The sequence below is a fragment of the Pseudosulfitobacter sp. SM2401 genome (assembly GCF_042932805.1).
Lineage (GTDB): Bacteria > Pseudomonadota > Alphaproteobacteria > Rhodobacterales > Rhodobacteraceae > Ascidiaceihabitans.
In genome coordinates this window covers 382,076-398,073 of record NZ_CP170633.1, presented here as the reverse complement: position 1 = coordinate 398,073, position 15,998 = coordinate 382,076, and the positions used below count along the sequence as shown (strand labels likewise).

General features: G+C 56.1%; 19 protein-coding genes. 14 read left to right on the top strand and 5 right to left on the bottom strand.

Annotated features, from left to right (window positions below; translation table 11 throughout):
- Nucleotides 1-33 precede the first annotated feature (33 nt).
- The 3 genes from ACFIO0_RS02055 to ACFIO0_RS02045 are packed head-to-tail and all read left to right on the top strand — an operon-like array spanning nucleotide 34 to nucleotide 1,855.
- The gene (locus ACFIO0_RS02055; RefSeq protein WP_390913118.1) at nucleotides 34-372 is read left to right on the top strand and encodes a DUF952 domain-containing protein; all 339 of its coding nucleotides are present in this window, start codon (nucleotides 34-36) and stop codon (nucleotides 370-372) included.
- Nucleotides 369-803: a DUF1330 domain-containing protein gene (locus ACFIO0_RS02050; protein ID WP_390913116.1), complete on the top strand. Its 435-nt coding sequence runs from the start codon at nucleotides 369-371 to the stop codon at nucleotides 801-803. The genes ACFIO0_RS02055 and ACFIO0_RS02050 overlap by 4 nt, the downstream gene beginning before the upstream one ends.
- Nucleotides 800-1,855, top strand: a complete 1,056-nt coding sequence (locus tag ACFIO0_RS02045) for a quinone-dependent dihydroorotate dehydrogenase (RefSeq protein WP_390913114.1) — start codon at nucleotides 800-802, stop codon at nucleotides 1,853-1,855. The genes ACFIO0_RS02050 and ACFIO0_RS02045 overlap by 4 nt, the downstream gene beginning before the upstream one ends.
- Here the strand turns inward: ACFIO0_RS02045 and ACFIO0_RS02040 are convergent.
- The 3 genes from ACFIO0_RS02040 to ACFIO0_RS02030 are packed head-to-tail and all read right to left on the bottom strand — an operon-like array spanning nucleotide 1,852 to nucleotide 4,119.
- Complete coding sequence (locus ACFIO0_RS02040) at nucleotides 1,852-3,177, bottom strand: MATE family efflux transporter (protein WP_390913112.1); 1,326 nt, start codon at nucleotides 3,175-3,177, stop codon at nucleotides 1,852-1,854. The genes ACFIO0_RS02045 and ACFIO0_RS02040 overlap by 4 nt on opposite strands.
- Nucleotides 3,167-3,676 carry a hotdog domain-containing protein gene (locus tag ACFIO0_RS02035; RefSeq protein WP_390913110.1) on the bottom strand — a complete coding sequence of 170 codons (510 nt, stop codon included), beginning with the start codon at nucleotides 3,674-3,676 and terminating at the stop codon, nucleotides 3,167-3,169. Before ACFIO0_RS02035 ends, ACFIO0_RS02040 begins: the two co-directional genes overlap by 11 nt.
- Complete coding sequence (locus tag ACFIO0_RS02030) at nucleotides 3,673-4,119, bottom strand: hotdog fold thioesterase (RefSeq protein WP_390913108.1); 447 nt, start codon at nucleotides 4,117-4,119, stop codon at nucleotides 3,673-3,675. Before ACFIO0_RS02030 ends, ACFIO0_RS02035 begins: the two co-directional genes overlap by 4 nt.
- A 111-nt stretch (nucleotides 4,120-4,230) precedes the next feature.
- On the opposite strand from ACFIO0_RS02030, the gene ACFIO0_RS02025 reads away from it, so the two are divergent.
- The 11 genes from ACFIO0_RS02025 to ACFIO0_RS01975 all read left to right on the top strand — a co-directional run bounded on the left by ACFIO0_RS02025 (nucleotide 4,231) and on the right by ACFIO0_RS01975 (nucleotide 14,300).
- Nucleotides 4,231-4,605, top strand: coding sequence for a MerR family DNA-binding protein (locus ACFIO0_RS02025; protein WP_390913106.1), 375 nt, complete (start codon nucleotides 4,231-4,233; stop codon nucleotides 4,603-4,605).
- 280 nt (nucleotides 4,606-4,885) lie between these two features.
- The gene (locus ACFIO0_RS02020) at nucleotides 4,886-5,287 is read left to right on the top strand and encodes a MerR family transcriptional regulator (RefSeq protein ID WP_390913104.1); all 402 of its coding nucleotides are present in this window, start codon (nucleotides 4,886-4,888) and stop codon (nucleotides 5,285-5,287) included.
- 41 nt (nucleotides 5,288-5,328) lie between these two features.
- A complete protein-coding gene (locus tag ACFIO0_RS02015; protein ID WP_390913102.1) occupies nucleotides 5,329-7,110 on the top strand; it encodes an acyl-CoA dehydrogenase C-terminal domain-containing protein in 1,782 nt (593 codons plus the stop codon).
- A gap of 55 nt (nucleotides 7,111-7,165) precedes the next feature.
- A complete protein-coding gene (locus tag ACFIO0_RS02010) occupies nucleotides 7,166-7,378 on the top strand; it encodes a hypothetical protein (protein ID WP_390913100.1) in 213 nt (70 codons plus the stop codon).
- 29 nt (nucleotides 7,379-7,407) lie between these two features.
- The gene (locus tag ACFIO0_RS02005) at nucleotides 7,408-8,556 is read left to right on the top strand and encodes an acyl-CoA dehydrogenase family protein (protein WP_390915273.1); all 1,149 of its coding nucleotides are present in this window, start codon (nucleotides 7,408-7,410) and stop codon (nucleotides 8,554-8,556) included.
- A gap of 35 nt (nucleotides 8,557-8,591) precedes the next feature.
- Nucleotides 8,592-9,233, top strand: a complete 642-nt coding sequence (locus ACFIO0_RS02000; protein ID WP_390913098.1) for a glutathione binding-like protein — start codon at nucleotides 8,592-8,594, stop codon at nucleotides 9,231-9,233.
- Nucleotides 9,234-9,238: 5 nt separating this feature from the next.
- Nucleotides 9,239-9,619 carry a membrane protein insertion efficiency factor YidD gene (gene yidD, locus ACFIO0_RS01995; protein WP_390913096.1) on the top strand — a complete coding sequence of 127 codons (381 nt, stop codon included), beginning with the start codon at nucleotides 9,239-9,241 and terminating at the stop codon, nucleotides 9,617-9,619.
- Nucleotides 9,620-9,647: 28 nt separating this feature from the next.
- Nucleotides 9,648-10,859, top strand: a complete 1,212-nt coding sequence (locus ACFIO0_RS01990; RefSeq protein WP_390913094.1) for an acetyl-CoA C-acetyltransferase — start codon at nucleotides 9,648-9,650, stop codon at nucleotides 10,857-10,859.
- An 80-nt stretch (nucleotides 10,860-10,939) separates the two neighbouring features.
- Nucleotides 10,940-11,332 carry a hypothetical protein gene (locus tag ACFIO0_RS01985; RefSeq protein ID WP_390913092.1) on the top strand — a complete coding sequence of 131 codons (393 nt, stop codon included), beginning with the start codon at nucleotides 10,940-10,942 and terminating at the stop codon, nucleotides 11,330-11,332.
- A gap of 67 nt (nucleotides 11,333-11,399) precedes the next feature.
- On the top strand, nucleotides 11,400-13,601 hold the full coding sequence (locus ACFIO0_RS01980; RefSeq protein ID WP_390913090.1) for a 3-hydroxyacyl-CoA dehydrogenase NAD-binding domain-containing protein: 2,202 nt from the start codon (nucleotides 11,400-11,402) through the stop codon (nucleotides 13,599-13,601).
- A gap of 78 nt (nucleotides 13,602-13,679) precedes the next feature.
- Complete coding sequence (locus tag ACFIO0_RS01975) at nucleotides 13,680-14,300, top strand: TIGR02466 family protein (RefSeq protein ID WP_390913088.1); 621 nt, start codon at nucleotides 13,680-13,682, stop codon at nucleotides 14,298-14,300.
- A 165-nt stretch (nucleotides 14,301-14,465) separates the two neighbouring features.
- Here the strand turns inward: ACFIO0_RS01975 and ACFIO0_RS01970 are convergent, their stop codons facing one another.
- On the bottom strand, nucleotides 14,466-15,107 hold the full coding sequence (locus tag ACFIO0_RS01970; protein ID WP_390913086.1) for a Hint domain-containing protein: 642 nt from the start codon (nucleotides 15,105-15,107) through the stop codon (nucleotides 14,466-14,468).
- Between the two features lie 204 nt (nucleotides 15,108-15,311).
- Nucleotides 15,312-15,959 carry a sulfotransferase family 2 domain-containing protein gene (locus tag ACFIO0_RS01965; protein ID WP_390913084.1) on the bottom strand — a complete coding sequence of 216 codons (648 nt, stop codon included), beginning with the start codon at nucleotides 15,957-15,959 and terminating at the stop codon, nucleotides 15,312-15,314.
- Nucleotides 15,960-15,998 lie beyond the last annotated feature (39 nt).

The following is a 15,998-nucleotide window of genomic DNA, read 5'->3' as shown; positions in this document are numbered from 1 at the left end:
GACCACGCATTAGGCAAAGGGCATCACCACCTTATGATGATATTCAAGATTTTTAGGGCCTCAGAATGGGCCGAGCTGCGTAAATCCGGCGAAACCGCTGGTGCGCCGATCGATGTGGCCGATGGCTATGTGCATTTTTCAACCGCGGAACAAGCCCAAGAGACCGCCGATAAACACTTTGCAGGTCAGGACGATTTGTTCTTGTTAGGCGTCGAAACCGATCCCTTGGGGGATGACATAAAATGGGAAGTCTCGCGCGGTGACGCTCTGTTTCCCCATCTTTACCGCCAGCTGAAACTAAGCGACGTGGCGTGGGCACAACCCTTGCCATTGGTGAACGGCAAACACGAATTCCCCGCAGGCCTGTTATGAACGACACCTACAACGACCCAACCCGCGCCCAGTTTGACGCTTTCAAAGATTTGCCGCGTGATCAGCCGATCGAAATGCTGAACCTCGTGCAGTTTCGTGATCTTGCTGAGTATCCAGACGATCATGGCCACGCAGGCAAGGGTTTGACCGGGGCACAGGCGTATCAAAATTACGGCGCAGAGACGGGCCCTATCCTTGAAAAAGTTGGCGGTACGATCATTTGGCGCGGGTCATTTGAAACCACGTTGATCGGCCCTGTGGACGAAAAATGGGATGCCTGTTTCATTGTGCACTACCCGAATTCCGGTGCATTTCTTGCGATGGTCACCGACGCTGAATATCAAAAAGCGGTTGTGCATCGCCAAGCCGCAGTTCTGACCTCGCGGCTGATCCGCCACGCCAGCACCACCGAAGGGGCGACATTCGGATGATGCGGACGCTCGAACAGCTTGGCCTCAAGGCGCTGCTAAAAATCGATCCCGAAGCGGCACATGGCCATGCTATTCGTGCCTTGAAAATGGGGCTTGGCTCGGCCCCCGGGCCCGTGACATCGACGCGTTTGCAGACCTCGATCGCCGGTCTTTCACTGCCAAATCCGATCGGCTTGGCCGCAGGTTTCGACAAGAACGCCGAAACGATTGCGCCACTGTCGCGCGCGGGTTTCGGGTTCATCGAAGTTGGGGCCGCAACGCCTATCGCCCAGCCGGGTAACCCTAAACCGCGCCTGTTTCGATTGTCCGAAGACCGCGCCGCAATCAACCGCTTTGGCTTTAACAACCAAGGGGCGGACGCCATCGCGAAACGATTGCAGGCCCGACTGCAGGCCCGACGCGCGGGCATTCCCGTTGGACTAAATCTGGGCGCAAACAAGACCAGTACAAACAAGGCGGACGATTTCGCCACCGTGATGAAAATCTGCGGCCCGCATGTGGATTTTGCGACAGTCAACGTGTCCTCCCCCAACACCGAAAAACTGCGCGATTTGCAGGGGCCAATGGCGCTCGCAGCGTTGCTGGACGGCGTCATGCAGGTCCGTGGTCAAACGCCAGTGTTCCTGAAAATCGCCCCTGATTTAACGGATCAAGACCTTGCCGACATCGCCAAAGTCGCCAATGACGCGCGCGTTTCTGCGATCATCACAACCAACACAACGCTTGATCGTGATGGCCTGCAAAGCACCCATAAAAACGAAGCAGGCGGGCTGTCCGGCCAACCGCTGTTTGAAAAATCCACCCGCATTTTGGCGAAGATGAGCCAGCTGACCGACATCCCTCTGATCGGGGTCGGCGGCGTCAGTAACGCGGAACAGGCCTATGCAAAAATTCGCGCTGGCGCGTCGGCGGTGCAACTGTACACCGCACTTGTTTACGGTGGCCTGTCGCTTGCCGCCCAGATAGCACGCGATCTTGATGCATTGCTCGGGAAAGACGGATTTGCGTCGGTAAAGGACGCTGTTGGAACCGACGTGCAGCGCTGGCTTTAGGCTTTGTCTGCGGCGGCCTCTAGTGCCGGGTATCGCAGGCCTAAAGTGATGCCGCGCGCGATGAACGAGGTCAGCAATGCCATCCATAGACCGTGATTCCCAAACATTGGCAGCAAGGCCCAAACAGCGGCCCAATAGATCACAAAACTGACGATCATCATGTTGCGCATGTCGCGCCCTTGGGTTGCGCCGATGAAAATTCCATCAAGCATCCACGCGGCCCATCCGACCAGTGGCGCGGCAACCATCCACGGCAAATACAACCGTGCTTCGGCTTGGACCTCGGGTGATTTGGTCATCACGTCGATGATCCAAGGCCCAAAAATAGCAAAGCCCAACGCCGTGGTGAGGCAAATCACCAGCCCCCAGCCCGATGTCAAAATCGCCGAGCGGCGCACTCGCGCGCGGTCGCTGCGCCCCATGGCCCGTGCGATCAATGTCTCGGCCGAAAAGGCAAAACCGTCCATCGCGTAGGCCGTGATGTACATGAATTGCACCAGCACTTCGTTCGCGGCCAAGGTCACATCGCCGAAGCCCGCGCCCAAGAACACAAACGACGAAAAGATCGTCATCAACAACGCGGAGCGGATCAGAATATCCGTGTTCAACAACGCCATGCGGATCAGTTTGGCCCGATCAAACACCCGCACCCAATTGCGCCACTCGGGATATTTGAACGCATCCCGGCACAGGTACAGCGCGAGTGCTGCGCCCAAAAGCTCTGCGATCACGGTGGCAATCGCGACACCTTCGACGCCCCAACCCAGGCCCAGAACAAACCATAAATCCAGCAAGATATTGGCACCATTCATCACCAGTTGGACCCAAAAGACGCCTGTCGTGCGTTCCATCGCGACCAACCAGCCGGTCAGCGCATAGATCGCGATGGCAGCAGGCGCTGTCCAAATACGGATTGCCAGATAGGTGCGCGCGAGCGCCTCAACTTCGTCCGAGGCGGGCGACAAGGCAAATGCCGCCATAAAGATCAGCGGTTGCAATACGATCAGCGCGACACCTGCGACGCCGCCGATGATCAAGGCGCGTGTGAGGATCGTCGACACTTCAGCGGTGTCGCCCGCCCCTGCCGCCTGCCCAACCAAACCGACGGTGCCCATGCGCAGAAAACCGAAAATCCAGTAGACTGTCGTCAGGATGATCGCGCCCATTGCCACGGCACCGATGGGCGCTGCCTCGCCCAATTGCCCAACGACGCCAACGTCGACCGCGCCCAAGATTGGCACGGTTGCATTGGACAAGACGATTGGCAGCGCGATTTTCAGCACACGCCGATGGGTCAAAGGTTGTGGGGCTTCACTGATCATCGGGGCGACGTGGCTGCGGCATCAAAAAATGACCCGTGGCTTGCGCGAACAGTTTCGATCGATTGTCTTGCCAGCCCTCGACGTGCACAGAGGCATAGCGACGACCAGCGCGCGTGATCCGCGCCCGCGCATACGCATCGCGCGGCAAGCCAGAGCGCAGGTAATCGACGGTAAAATCAATCGTCTTAGGCAGCCGCATCTGGGGCGCATCGCCCTCTGGATCACCGGCCTCCAGCGCGTCCCACTGCGACGTCCAGCTGAGCGTGATGACCGAGGTGATTTCTAGAAACGCCGCCGTCACACCGCCATGGATCGCGGGCAACAGCGGATTGCCGATCAGCTTGTCCTGGAACCCGAGAACGCCAGTCAGCTCATCGCCGCGTCGATCAAAGCTGACGCCGAGATATTGAATGTAGGGCACGCGGGCGACCAAAGCGGCCAGCGCATCATCGCGGCGTTGCTTTACGATTTGAACGGGTTCGGGGCGGGAACGGCTCATCTTGTGCCCTCGACTGTGAATGTGCCGGTGGCCATCGCAACCGGATTTCCTGTATCTTCGTCACAGGCCGTCGCCCGCACAAACGCCACCGATCGCGTGATGTGATAACAAGTCGCGGTGGTGCTAAGCCCTTGGCCCGGCGTCGCCGCACGCATGTAGTCAATGCGCAAATCAATGGTCGCAGTGCCGCCGGGATTTGACGGATGACACATCACCGCAGCCCCGCAACAGCTGTCCATCAATGCAGATACAGCACCCCCATGCATCACGCCGGTATCAGGGTCACCGATCAGACGTTCATCGTAAGGCATTGTGATTGTTGCAACACCGGCGTCCAGTTCGGTCAGCACCATCCCTAAATCGCGTGCATGCGGGATGGCTTCCATGAATTGGCGCGCCATCTGCGCTTGTTTGGCGGCGCGCTTTGCAGTCTCGTCAGCCATGTCACCCTCTTTGCTACCTAACGTCTATTGAGCAGTAAGCCACGAAAAGGGCAAGAGCACTGGTTGCGCTTCGTTCATGTCGCGCATAACCTGCCGTTCAGGAGCCATGCCATGACCGAAGATCGTCTGTCCTTTAAGGAAATGTGTGCCGCGTTTGAGGTCACCCCGAGGACCTTACGTTATTACGAGTATATCGAATTGTTGCAGCCCGACCGTGAAGGTCGATCCCGCTTTTACGGGGCGCGCGAACGTGCGCGGATGAAACTGATTATGCGTGGGCGCCGGTTTGGCTTTCAGCTGGAAGATATTCGCCAATGGTTGCTGATCTATGAAAACGAAGGCACCGAAGCGCAAATGCAGACGTGGATCGGCATGGCGGACGGGCAGATCAAGGAACTCGCTGAACAGCGCGTCCAGCTTGAAGAGGCCTACACAGAGCTGACTGATTTGCGCGCGAATGTCGCCAAAGAGCTTGGCCTGAAATAGCCGACCTCTGGGCCGCGCCAGCCAGCACAAAGCCCTGCATCGCACCATTCAACAGGCAAACGCCGGATTCGACGCAAAATACGGTTTTTTCCCCGTATTTGCAGGGTAAACGCTATTTTCCCTGCACTTTCAGAGCTTTACGCAGCCAAACCCTACGTCAACTTTGAAAGTGACGTAGCGTACGACTTACGTAAACCTAGGACTGCATTGTATCACCTCTTTAGGCACCCATGTTTCTTGGTATGCGAGAAACATGAAAGCCAAGATGTGAGTGATGAAGATGACAGAGAAAACTTTAACAATCCGCGAAATGTGCGAGGCGTATGACGTCACGCCGCGCACTTTGCGTTTTTATGAAGCAAAAGAATTGCTGTTCCCGATCCGCGAGGGTCAAAAGCGCCTGTTCACCAAAAGTGACCGTGGCCGCCTAAAGCTAATCTTGCGCGGCAAGCGCTTTGGCTTTTCGCTCGAAGAAATTCGCCAGTTGCTGGACCTCTATAATCTTGGGGATCAACAGCAAACCCAATTCGCGCGCGCCTATGATGTGGCCCGCGACCGTTTGGCCGATATGCAAGGTCAGCGCGATGCGCTGGATGAGGCAATCGCCGATCTAAAAAACCAGATGAAGTGGGGCGAAAAAATGCTCGCTTCGATGAGTCAGCCAAAAAAAGCCGCCGAATAAACGGCCCCTGAAACCGACACTACGAAACCGGAGATCGCATAATGCCACGTTACACAGCCCCCACAAAAGACCTTCAATTTGTCCTGCACGACGTTTTGAAAATCACCGAAAGCACGATCCCCGGATATGACGAACTAGAGGCTGATTTCACGTCCGCCATTCTGGAAGAAGCAGGCAAACTGACCTCCGAAGTGTTGGCCCCGTTGAACGCAGTGGGCGACAAAGAGGGCTGTCGTTTGGAAAACGGCATTGTCTACACGCCGACCGGTTTCAAAGAAGCGTTTGAAAAGGTCAAAGAGGGCGGCTGGACCGGTCTGGACATGCCAGAGCAATACGGCGGGCAAAACATGCCGGCCGTGATCGGGTCTGCAGTGGGCGAATTGTTTTCGTCGTCGAACATGGCGTTCACGATGTATCAAGGCCTAACGCACGGCGCGGCCTCTGCCATTTTGGCGCACGGTACTGACGCCCAAAAAGACAAATGGTTGCCAAACATGGTGTCTTGCGAATGGACCGGCACCATGAACCTGACCGAGCCACATTGCGGTACCGATCTGGGCCTGATGCGCACCAAAGCCGAACCCCAAGATGACGGATCGTTCAAAATCACCGGGCAGAAAATCTTTATCTCGTCGGGCGAGCACGACATGGCTGACAACATTATCCACCTGTGTCTGGCAAAGATCACTGACGGTCCCGAAGGGATCAAAGGCGTGTCCCTGTTCATCGTGCCAAAGTTCATCGTGAATGACGATGGTTCACTTGGCGAACGCAACGGTGTGGCCGTGGGTAACATCGAAGAAAAGATGGGCATCCACGGCAATTCGACCTGCGTGATGAACTATGACGGCGCAACCGGGTACCTGTTGGGCGACGAACATAAAGGCATGCGCGCCATGTTCACCATGATGAACGAGGCCCGTTTGGGTGTCGGCATGCAAGGTTTGGCGCAAGCCGAAGCCGCGTACCAAAACGCGCTGGATTACGCCAAGGATCGCCTGCAAGGCCGCGCCGTGACCGGTGCCGAAAACCCGGACGGCCCAGCCGACCCGTTGATCGTGCATCCCGACATTCGCCGTTCGTTGATGGAACAAAAGTCATTCGCAGAAGGCGCGCGCGCGTTCATTCTGTGGGGGGCTACAATGATCGACGCCGCCCACCGTTCAGATGACAAAGATGCCGATGGTCTCGTGTCGTTGCTGACGCCCGTCATCAAAGGCTTCCTGACCGATGTGGGCTATGACATGACCGTCAAAGCGCAACAGGTTTATGGCGGCCACGGCTACATCGAAGAATGGGGCATGTCCCAATTCACCCGTGATGCGCGGATTGCGATGATTTACGAGGGCGCAAACGGTGTTCAGGCGCTTGATCTGGTCGGTCGTAAATTGGCCCAAGACGGCGGCAAGCACGTGATGGCGTTCTTTGACCTGGTCAAAAACTTTATCAAGGACAACGCGGGGCAAGACGAAGCCTTCGACAAAGACTTCCTTGATCCGCTCAAGGCTGCGTCCAAGGATTTACAAGCCGCCGGAATGTATTTCATGCAAAACGGCATGAGTAATCCAAACCACGCGCTGTCCGGGTCCAATGACTTTATGCACATGTTCGGGCACGTCTGCCTTGGCCTGATGTGGGCGCGTATGGGTAAAGTTGCATCTGAAAAGCTGGCAGCGGGCACGTCGGACGCGACGTTCTACGAGACAAAACTGGCGACTGGTCGTTTCTATATGGCGCGTCAATTGCCATCGACAGCGCTGCACCTGACACGTATCCAATCCGGCGCAGATACAGTTATGGCGCTGGATGCTGCCAACTTTTGATCACGGTGTGGTGGGGGACACCCCCACCTTACCCGCCCATTTTTGAGGTCCCAAGATGCCAAAACGCTTTCGTTTGACCCGCCGCTTTCCTGTCGCAATGACAGAAGACGGCTATCGCAAGCTCAAGCGTTTTGCTGCTGATGCCGGGCTGGATGAAGGCGAAGCACTGTCGTTTTTATTCGAAAACTTTGACAGTGTTACGGATGAAGAAAACCTGACAACACGCCTGCGCCAGTTCAATGCGGAACTTGATGACCGCAAGCGATAACGCCACCTGAGGGAAACGACATGAAAGATATGGACGCGGCCCAAACGGGTTGGATGACCGACGAACACCAGATGATTGCCGATATGACAGCGCAATTCATCACCAACGAGTGGGCCCCTAAATTCGCTGATTGGCGCAGGCAAGGTCAGATGGATCGCTCAACCTGGGCCGAGGCCGGTGATTTGGGTCTATTGTGCCCCTCAATCCCAGAGGAATTCGGCGGCGCAGGTGGTGATTTCGGGCACGAGGCCGCGATCCTGATCGAAGGCAGCCGCGCCAATCTGGCCAGCTGGGGGCACGGGATTCATTCCGGAATCGTCGCGCATTACATCTTGAACTGTGGCACCGACGAGCAAAAAGCACGCTGGTTGCCGAAAATGGTATCGGGTGAATTGGTTGGCGCGCTGGCGATGACGGAACCGTCTACCGGGTCGGACGTGCAGGCGATCAAAACCCGCGCGATCAAGGACGGCAATGCCTACCGCCTGTCCGGTCAAAAGACGTTTATCACCAACGGTCAGCATGCCAATTTGATCATCGTGGCAGCCAAGACCGATCCGTCGCTGGGTTCAAAAGGCGTGTCGCTGGTTGTGTTGGAAACTGACGGAGCCAAAGGGTTCGCCCGCGGTCGCAACTTGGAAAAAATCGGGATGCACGCGGCAGACACATCCGAGTTGTTCTTTGACAACGTCGAGATTGCGCCAGAAAACATTCTGGGTGGCGTTGAGGGGCAAGGTTTCTACCAACTGATGAACCAGCTGCCTCAAGAACGCTTGATCATTGCCTGCTCTGCGATTGGCGCAATGGAGGGTGCTGTTGAACGTACGGTGGCGTACTGTCGCGAACGCGAAGCTTTTGGCGGGCCAATCATGCAGTTCCAGAACACCCGTTTCAAACTGGCCGAATGCAAAACCAAAACCATGGTCAGCCGCGCGTTTTTTGATGAATGTATGGCCGAGCATTTGCGCGGTGAACTGACGCCAGACAAGGCCGCGATGTGCAAATACTGGACGACGGACACGCAGGCTTGGGTGCTGGATGAATGCTTGCAACTGCACGGCGGATACGGGTTCATGCAGGAATATGCGATTGGTGAAATGTGGACAGATGCACGTGTGCAGCGCATCTACGGCGGCACCAATGAAATCATGAAAGAGCTGATCGCCCGCGCCTTATAATCACGACAAACAGAAGACTGCCTTGGGAGGCCACGATGACATTACAATTGCAATGCTTTGGTGAAAGCGGAAATTCTTACAAAGCAGCCCTCGCGCTGGAATTGTCCGGGCTTGAATGGGAAGCCGTCTTTGTCGATTTCTTCGGCGGCGCGGCACGCACAGATGAATTCAAATCGCTCAACACGATGGCCGAAGCGCCGGTGCTGATCGACACCGATCACAACTATACCGTCACCCAATCCGGCGCGATCCAAGACTACATCAGCCACCTAAGCGGCAAATTCGCCGGCAACACCCCCGAAGATCGCCGCGAAGTTTTGCGCTGGGTTTTGTGGGACAATCACAAGCTCAGCTCGATGGCCGGTGTCACCCGTTTCTTGATGAATTTCCTACCCGAAGACAAACGCCCACAAGAAGTTATCGCCTTTAATCAAGGGCGATTGAAAGGGGCCTATGCCGTTTTGAACGCCCACCTTGAAGGGCGCGACTGGATCGTTGGCGACGGCATCACCAACGCTGATCTCAGCTGCTGTGGCTACCTGTATTACCCAGAGCCGTTTGGCTTTGACCGTGCCGCCTACCCGAACATCGACGCCTGGTTGACCCGTCTATCTGAAACACCCGGTTGGAAAGCGCCCTACGATTTGATGCCCGGCAACCCAGCGGATCGGGCGTAACCCGGATGCTCAACGCAGCCTCTCTTGTCCTTATTCGCGGGTATCAGACTTATCTGTCCCCGCGCAAAGGCTATGGCTGCGCCTATCGTCTGGCCCATGGCGGCACCGGTTGTTCCGGCTACGTCAAACACCGCATTGCTGAAACCGGCGTGATCCGCGCCATGCCCAGCATTTTCCAACGCTTTGCCGCCTGCAAACGCGCGGCTTTGTCCCTGAAAATGACCGCCCAAGCGGACCAAAACCAACCCAAGAAACGTAAATCCCGTTGGTACAATTATTGCGACCCTTGCAGTGCCTGCGGCTATTGCGGTGCCTCTGGCCAGCAATCCAACGGATGCGATCTAACACCTGACTGCGCCTGCGCTCCTGATTGCTGCAGCTTTTGACCGAATTGAACGACAAAGGAAAAAACCAATGACCGAAGCCTATATCTACGACGCTCTGCGCACCCCGCGTGGCAAAGGCCGCAAGGATGGCGCGTTGCACGAAGTGACAGCATTGCGCCTGTCCGCTGTGACAATGAACGCAATGAAGGAACGCAACAATCTGGACGGTCACGCCGTTGAAGACGTGATTTGGGGCAACGTGACCCAAGTGATGGAACAGGGCGGTTGCCTCGCACGCTCGGCCGTGTTGGCATCCGATCTAGACGAATCCATCCCCGGCCTCGCGATCAACCGGTTTTGCGCGTCCGGCATGGAAGCCGTGAATTTGGCTGCCAACCAAGTCAAAGGCGGCGCTGGCATGGCGTATATCGCCGGCGGTGTGGAAATGATGGGCCGCGTGCCTATGGGTTCTGACGGGGCGGCGATCGCGGCGGATCCGTCTGTGGCGCTCGACACGTATTTTGTCCCGCAAGGCATCAGCGCCGACATCATCGCAACGCAGTACGGCTTTAGTCGTGATGACGCCGATCTGTTGGCGGTTGAATCCCAGCGCCGCGCAAAAATGGCATGGGACGAGAAACGTTTTGCCAACTCGGTGATCACCGTGCGTGACGTCAATGGCCTCTCTATTCTGGACCACGACGAATACATGCGCCCACAAACCGACATGCAAAGCCTTGGTGGTTTGAACCCCGCGTTCCAAGCCATGGGCGAAGTCATGCCCGGCTTTGATAAGGTCGCGTTGATGAAATACCCGCACCTTGAGAAAATCAACCACATCCACCACGCGGGCAATTCGTCAGGTATCGTTGATGGCTCTGCTGCCGTGCTGATCGGCAACAAAGAATTCGGCGAAAAATACGGGTTGAAACCACGTGCGCGCATTCGTGCGACGACCAAAATCGGCACCGATCCAACCATCATGTTGACGGGTCCCGTGCCTGCCACCAAGAAAATCCTCGCGGATCACGGCATGACGATTTCCGATATTGATCTGTTCGAAGTCAACGAAGCCTTCGCCTCGGTCGTGTTGTTGTTCATGGATGCGTTTGGGGTCGATCACTCAAAGGTTAACGTGAACGGCGGCTCTATCGCGATGGGTCACCCGTTGGGGGCCACAGGCGCGATGATCATCGGCACGCTTTTGGACGAACTGGAACGCAAAGACAAAGAAGTTGGCCTTGCCACGCTGTGTATTGCATCGGGAATGGGGGCTGCCACAATCATCGAGCGGGTGTAAGCTCAGGCATGGCTGATCAAAGCGACGACGCAGCAAAACAAATTTGCGAAGGTCATCTGGACCTGACGGGCACCGCCCTGATGTCTGGTGACTTTGACAGTTTTGCGAGCGCCTTCCATTTGCCACAACATTTGGCGATGGACGGCAAGAAGGTTTTGATCAGCACGCGCAGTGAGTTGAAGAGTGTATTTGACAATATGCATGCACACTTCAAATCCATGGGCGTCACTGAATTGCTGCGCTTCATCGAAGCGGCTTCTTTCACCTCGCCGACGCGCATCACGGCCACACACGTCAGCCACGTCATCCGCAACGGCCAACGCCTGGACGCTCCATATCCAGTCTATTCCGTGATCGAAAAAATCGACGGCAACTGGCTGATTGTATCGGGCGACCATGCTCTTGATGAGAAAAGTGGACAAGGCCGCGCATTGATGTCGGCCGGAAAATCAACGCTGTTGGACGATGGTTAGTCCGACACAGAAATTAGATCAGAACCGTGGTTCTGGTTTTAGACAACCTCTCCAAAGGAGATAAGATATGACTGACTTTACAATGACCAAAGATGCCGATGGCGTCGCAGTAATCACGTGGGATGTGGCCGACAAGACCATGAACGTGATGTCCGTCGAGGGGCTAGAAACCCTTGATGCATTGGTGGATGACGCACTGGGTGACGAGGCCGTCAAAGGTATCGTGATCACGTCTGGCAAAGACACGTTTGCTGGCGGCATGGACTTGAACCTGCTCGCCAAAATGAAGGCAGACGCAGGCGATGATCCTGCACGCGGCCTGTTCGAGGGCACAATGAAAATGCACCATTTGCTGCGCAAGATCGAGCGCGCGAATATGGATGCAAAGACCAACAAAGGCGGCAAACCTATCGCCGCCGCCCTGCCCGGCACTGCCGCTGGCATTGGCCTGGAACTGCCATTGGCAACGCACCGCATTTTTGCCGCCAACAATCCAAAGGCCAAAATCGGCCTGCCGGAAATTCTGGTTGGTATCTTTCCGGGCGCTGGCGGCACGACCCGTTTGGTTCGCAAACTGGGCCTGATGGGCGCATCATCCTTGTTGCTTGAGGGCCGGATGAATTCGCCGGAAAAAGCCAAGCAAGCCGGCGTGATTGACGAAATCGCCGACGATCCGGTTGCCGCAGCCCGCGCTTGGGTGCTGAACGCATCCGACGCGGACCTCGTGAAACCATGGGACGCCAAAGGCTACAAATTGCCCGGCGGCGCACCGTATCACCCAGCCGGTTTCATGAACTTTGTTGGGGCCAACGCGATGGTCAACGGCAAAACCAAAGGCGCGTTTCCTGCCGCCAAGGCCATGCTATCCGCCATCTATGAGGGCGCACTTGTGCCCTTTGACACCGCCCTGAAAATCGAGGCGCGCTGGTTCACCAATATCCTGATGAACCCGTCTTCTTCGGCCATGATCCGATCTTTGTTCCTGAACAAGGAAGCGTTGGAAAAAGGCGCTGTACGTCCCAAAGATGTGCCTGATCAACGGGTTAAGAAGCTTGGCGTTCTAGGTGCAGGCATGATGGGCGCGGGTATTGCACTGGTATCAGCCCAAGCAGGCATCGAAGTTGTCCTGATCGACCGTGACCAAGAGGCCGCCGACAAAGGCAAAGCCTATTCTGCAACCTTCATGGACAAAGGCATCGCCCGTAAAAAAGCAACGCCAGAGAAGAAAGAGGCATTGCTGTCGTTGATCACCGCCACCCCGGACGTTGAAAAACTGGCGGGTTGCGACCTGATCATCGAGGCCGTGTTTGAGGACCCAGCCGTCAAGGCAGAGATCACCAAACGCGTCGAAGCGGTCATTCCTGAGGATTGCATTTTCGCTTCCAACACCTCGACCCTACCGATTTCCGATTTGGCCAAAGCGTCTTCGCGTCCGGAACAGTTCATCGGCATCCACTTCTTCTCGCCAGTCGAGAAAATGCTGTTAGTCGAGATCATCAAAGGGGCCGAAACCGGTGATCGCGCCGTGGCAAAATCGCTGGATTACGTCCGTCAAATCCGCAAAACGCCAATCGTTGTGAACGACGCGCGTTTCTTCTACGCCAACCGTTGCATCATTCCTTACGGCAACGAAGCAACGCGCATGGTCACCGAAGGCGTCGCACCGCGATTGATCGACAGCGCGGCGCAACAGCTTGGTTTCCCAGTGGGGCCAATCCAGTTGGGGGATGAGACGTCCATCGACCTTGGCGTGCGCATCATGAAAGCCACCAAAGCGGCGATGGGCAACGCCTATCCTGCGTCCGAAGCCGACGATCTGATCGTCTGGATGGAAGACTTGGGCCGCTTGGGTCGCAAAGCCAACGCCGGTTATTTCGAGTACGACGAAAAGGGCAAGCGCACTGGCTATTGGAAGGGCGTGCACGACAAATACCCATTGGCCGACGAGCAGCCAAAACTACAAGACGTGCAGGACCGGTTGATGTTTGCCCAAGTGCTTGAGGCCGTCCGTGCGCTGGAAGAAGGCGTGTTAGAAGACATCCGCGAAGGCGATGTTGGCGCGATCCTTGGTTGGGGTTTTGCCCCTGCAACCGGTGGGCCATTCAGCTATCTGGACATCCTCGGCACACCTTATGCCGCCGAACGCTGTGACCAATTGCAAGCCGCCTACGGTGATCGTTTCGAATGCCCAGCGCTGTTGCGCGAAATGGCCGCCAAGAACCAAACGTTCTACGGTCGCTTCGACAAATCTGACGCCGCAGCCGCGTAAAACCAATAGGATCGGGGCCCACACGAGGCTCCGATCCCCCTCTCGCCATTTCAAGTGCGAGCCGCTAAACACCCCTTCATGTCACATATTGAATCACTATTCGTCACCCGCCTGTACCATGCGCAGCTGTCCGAACAGGGCAAAGCCGTCAACATGGGCGAAATCGAAGCCTCCTGCTGGTCCATCGCCGAAGATGACGAAGCGGGCCAGGACTGGTGCGAAGCCAACGGCTATCCGGGCTACACCAGCTACGCATCGCTCACCGACCTTGGCTGGCGATTCCCGATCTTTAAGGATCTCGTCAAAGTGCTCGACAAACACGTCGCGGCCTTTGCAAAAGACCTTGCCTTTGATCTGGATGGCAAAAAGCTGAAACTGGATTCGCTGTGGGTCAACATCCTGCCCCAAGGCGGCGTGCACACATCGCACATTCATCCCCATTCGGTGATCAGCGGCACGACCTACGTGACCATGCCGGACGGGGCCAGCGCGATCAAATTCGAAGACCCGCGGTTGGCGATGATGATGGCAGCACCCGCGCGGATCAAAGACGCGCCAACGGGGTTAAAAACCTTTAGCTATGTCGCCCCGGACGTCGGTGATGTGCTGTTATGGGAAAGCTGGTTGCGCCACGAGGTGCCCTTGAACATGGCCGATGACGAACGCATCTCCGTCAGCTTTAACTACGGCTGGGGCTAATCAAAACTTAGTCCCTGCATCCAGCCGAAGCTCCGGTATTGGGGGCGGAGCCGCGGTGGTGATCCCGTGGCCAGATGCAGAGCAGGTGTGCGTGTCATTGGGCCAGAACACTGGCTGTCAGCAACAGACCACGCGCGTCTCGAAAGAGGTGAAAAACGTATCGGCTTAGGCCGCGATGCCTTGTTTTTCGATAGCCATGCACTCTGCTAGAAATGCCGCGTCACTCATGCCGAGCACATCGTATGCGCTATGCGTTTGGGTCAACATGTCGTTCAACGTGACATGGCGCGCTGCAAAATGCGTCAGCAGATTGCCTTCTGCGTAGATTACTTGATCGTTCGCAAAAAACAAGGTCACGACTTCGATGGATTGATGCGGTGGTTGACGGGTGATGCCCAAAACACCGCTAAGCGATGCCGCTGGAACAACCGCAAACGGATCGCCATATTGATCAACTGCCGCGTCGCTTTCAATCAACACACCTTGGTCAGGTAGCATTGTGAGCGGCTCAAAGTTGCCCAAAGCGCCGGCAGGGATATGCACGTTCCACATGTGCTCTGGCACGTGCGTTGCATTCACCCACAGCGTGGTACGTTGGATGTCGATGACGCGCTGCGTGCCGTTGTCAAAGGTCAAAACCTCGTCGCCAATCGCGATCGCATTTATGGCCCGCCACCCCATCGCCGTGGCGATGCGTGTTGTCGCCAAAAGCCCGTGTGAAACCGGCACCGAACCGCCATCATACGCGCCAGTTGTTTCCATCATGCGCATCGGACGTGTGCTTTTTTTGGTGTTCCATCCAAACATATTTTCCATCCCCATGGTGTGTAGCGCCTAGTGTGCAGCAAGGACGCTGATGTGTGTTGTTGAAACCAGATGCTGCGATTCGCATGACGCTGCTGGGCCAACAAATGGGCCGAAATGGGGCATTGTTTCCGTTTGCCAGAACAATCTGGGGCGTTCTGGAAAAATTAGCGACGAATTTGAAACAACTTTGAGACAAATTTGAGTTTAATCGAAGGCGTAACCGAATCTCTCGATGTCTTCAGCGCAGGCCGCAGCCACGGCTTGGCGGGTCTTTGCATCGTAATAGCTATGATAGTCGGCCTGACGTTCGGACCGGTTTGCATGCCCTAGGTCCAAATCAAAGCCGAGGTGGTCAACCAAGGGGGCCGCATCCTGCGCGAAATGCTCGATCCGGATGTAAGCGTTGCAGTGCTCGACCCCATGAGCGTTTGTCATGTAGTGGCGCGCAGGACTGGATTTCATGCTAGACGCAATCACGCCAGACTGTGCAAATTCGTGAAAGGTGACCTGTTTGGCCAGTGACACAGCAGGATGATTGAACGTTTGCACCTGCAGCCAGTGATAATAGCTAACCATCCGGTCCCAAGGGTTGCGCACGAGCGTAAAGGCAAACAACCCCTCCAGATCTTGCGGCGTGATCAGCCCGTCAATATCCGCCAGTGTAGCGTGTTTCCAAAGCCGCCCGCGTGATTGCGTATCCTTTAAACGTCGTCGCCGTTTCACAGCCTTGGGGGTGTCACCCAGCATGATGTCGTCTTTCATTGCCCGCTCTTCCAGCGCCAATGCCATCGAGGTCCCCGCAGTTTTGGGGGCATGCACAAAGATGTATTTCCGACCAAGGCTGATAATCATGGCGACACTCTATCTGTGCGGGGGCGATTTGAAAGCGCC

Coding starts and splice junctions, on each gene's coding strand:
- ACFIO0_RS02055 (WP_390913118.1), top strand. CDS start 34: ATGATGATATTCAAGATTTTTAGGGCCTCAGAATGGGCCGAGCTGCGT.
- ACFIO0_RS02050 (WP_390913116.1), top strand. CDS start 369: ATGAACGACACCTACAACGACCCAACCCGCGCCCAGTTTGACGCTTTC.
- ACFIO0_RS02045 (WP_390913114.1), top strand. CDS start 800: ATGATGCGGACGCTCGAACAGCTTGGCCTCAAGGCGCTGCTAAAAATC.
- ACFIO0_RS02040 (WP_390913112.1), bottom strand. CDS start 3,177: ATGATCAGTGAAGCCCCACAACCTTTGACCCATCGGCGTGTGCTGAAA.
- ACFIO0_RS02035 (WP_390913110.1), bottom strand. CDS start 3,676: ATGAGCCGTTCCCGCCCCGAACCCGTTCAAATCGTAAAGCAACGCCGC.
- ACFIO0_RS02030 (WP_390913108.1), bottom strand. CDS start 4,119: ATGGCTGACGAGACTGCAAAGCGCGCCGCCAAACAAGCGCAGATGGCG.
- ACFIO0_RS02025 (WP_390913106.1), top strand. CDS start 4,231: ATGACCGAAGATCGTCTGTCCTTTAAGGAAATGTGTGCCGCGTTTGAG.
- ACFIO0_RS02020 (WP_390913104.1), top strand. CDS start 4,886: ATGACAGAGAAAACTTTAACAATCCGCGAAATGTGCGAGGCGTATGAC.
- ACFIO0_RS02015 (WP_390913102.1), top strand. CDS start 5,329: ATGCCACGTTACACAGCCCCCACAAAAGACCTTCAATTTGTCCTGCAC.
- ACFIO0_RS02010 (WP_390913100.1), top strand. CDS start 7,166: ATGCCAAAACGCTTTCGTTTGACCCGCCGCTTTCCTGTCGCAATGACA.
- ACFIO0_RS02005 (WP_390915273.1), top strand. CDS start 7,408: ATGGACGCGGCCCAAACGGGTTGGATGACCGACGAACACCAGATGATT.
- ACFIO0_RS02000 (WP_390913098.1), top strand. CDS start 8,592: ATGACATTACAATTGCAATGCTTTGGTGAAAGCGGAAATTCTTACAAA.
- yidD (WP_390913096.1), top strand. CDS start 9,239: ATGCTCAACGCAGCCTCTCTTGTCCTTATTCGCGGGTATCAGACTTAT.
- ACFIO0_RS01990 (WP_390913094.1), top strand. CDS start 9,648: ATGACCGAAGCCTATATCTACGACGCTCTGCGCACCCCGCGTGGCAAA.
- ACFIO0_RS01985 (WP_390913092.1), top strand. CDS start 10,940: ATGTCTGGTGACTTTGACAGTTTTGCGAGCGCCTTCCATTTGCCACAA.
- ACFIO0_RS01980 (WP_390913090.1), top strand. CDS start 11,400: ATGACTGACTTTACAATGACCAAAGATGCCGATGGCGTCGCAGTAATC.
- ACFIO0_RS01975 (WP_390913088.1), top strand. CDS start 13,680: ATGTCACATATTGAATCACTATTCGTCACCCGCCTGTACCATGCGCAG.
- ACFIO0_RS01970 (WP_390913086.1), bottom strand. CDS start 15,107: ATGTTTGGATGGAACACCAAAAAAAGCACACGTCCGATGCGCATGATG.
- ACFIO0_RS01965 (WP_390913084.1), bottom strand. CDS start 15,959: ATGATTATCAGCCTTGGTCGGAAATACATCTTTGTGCATGCCCCCAAA.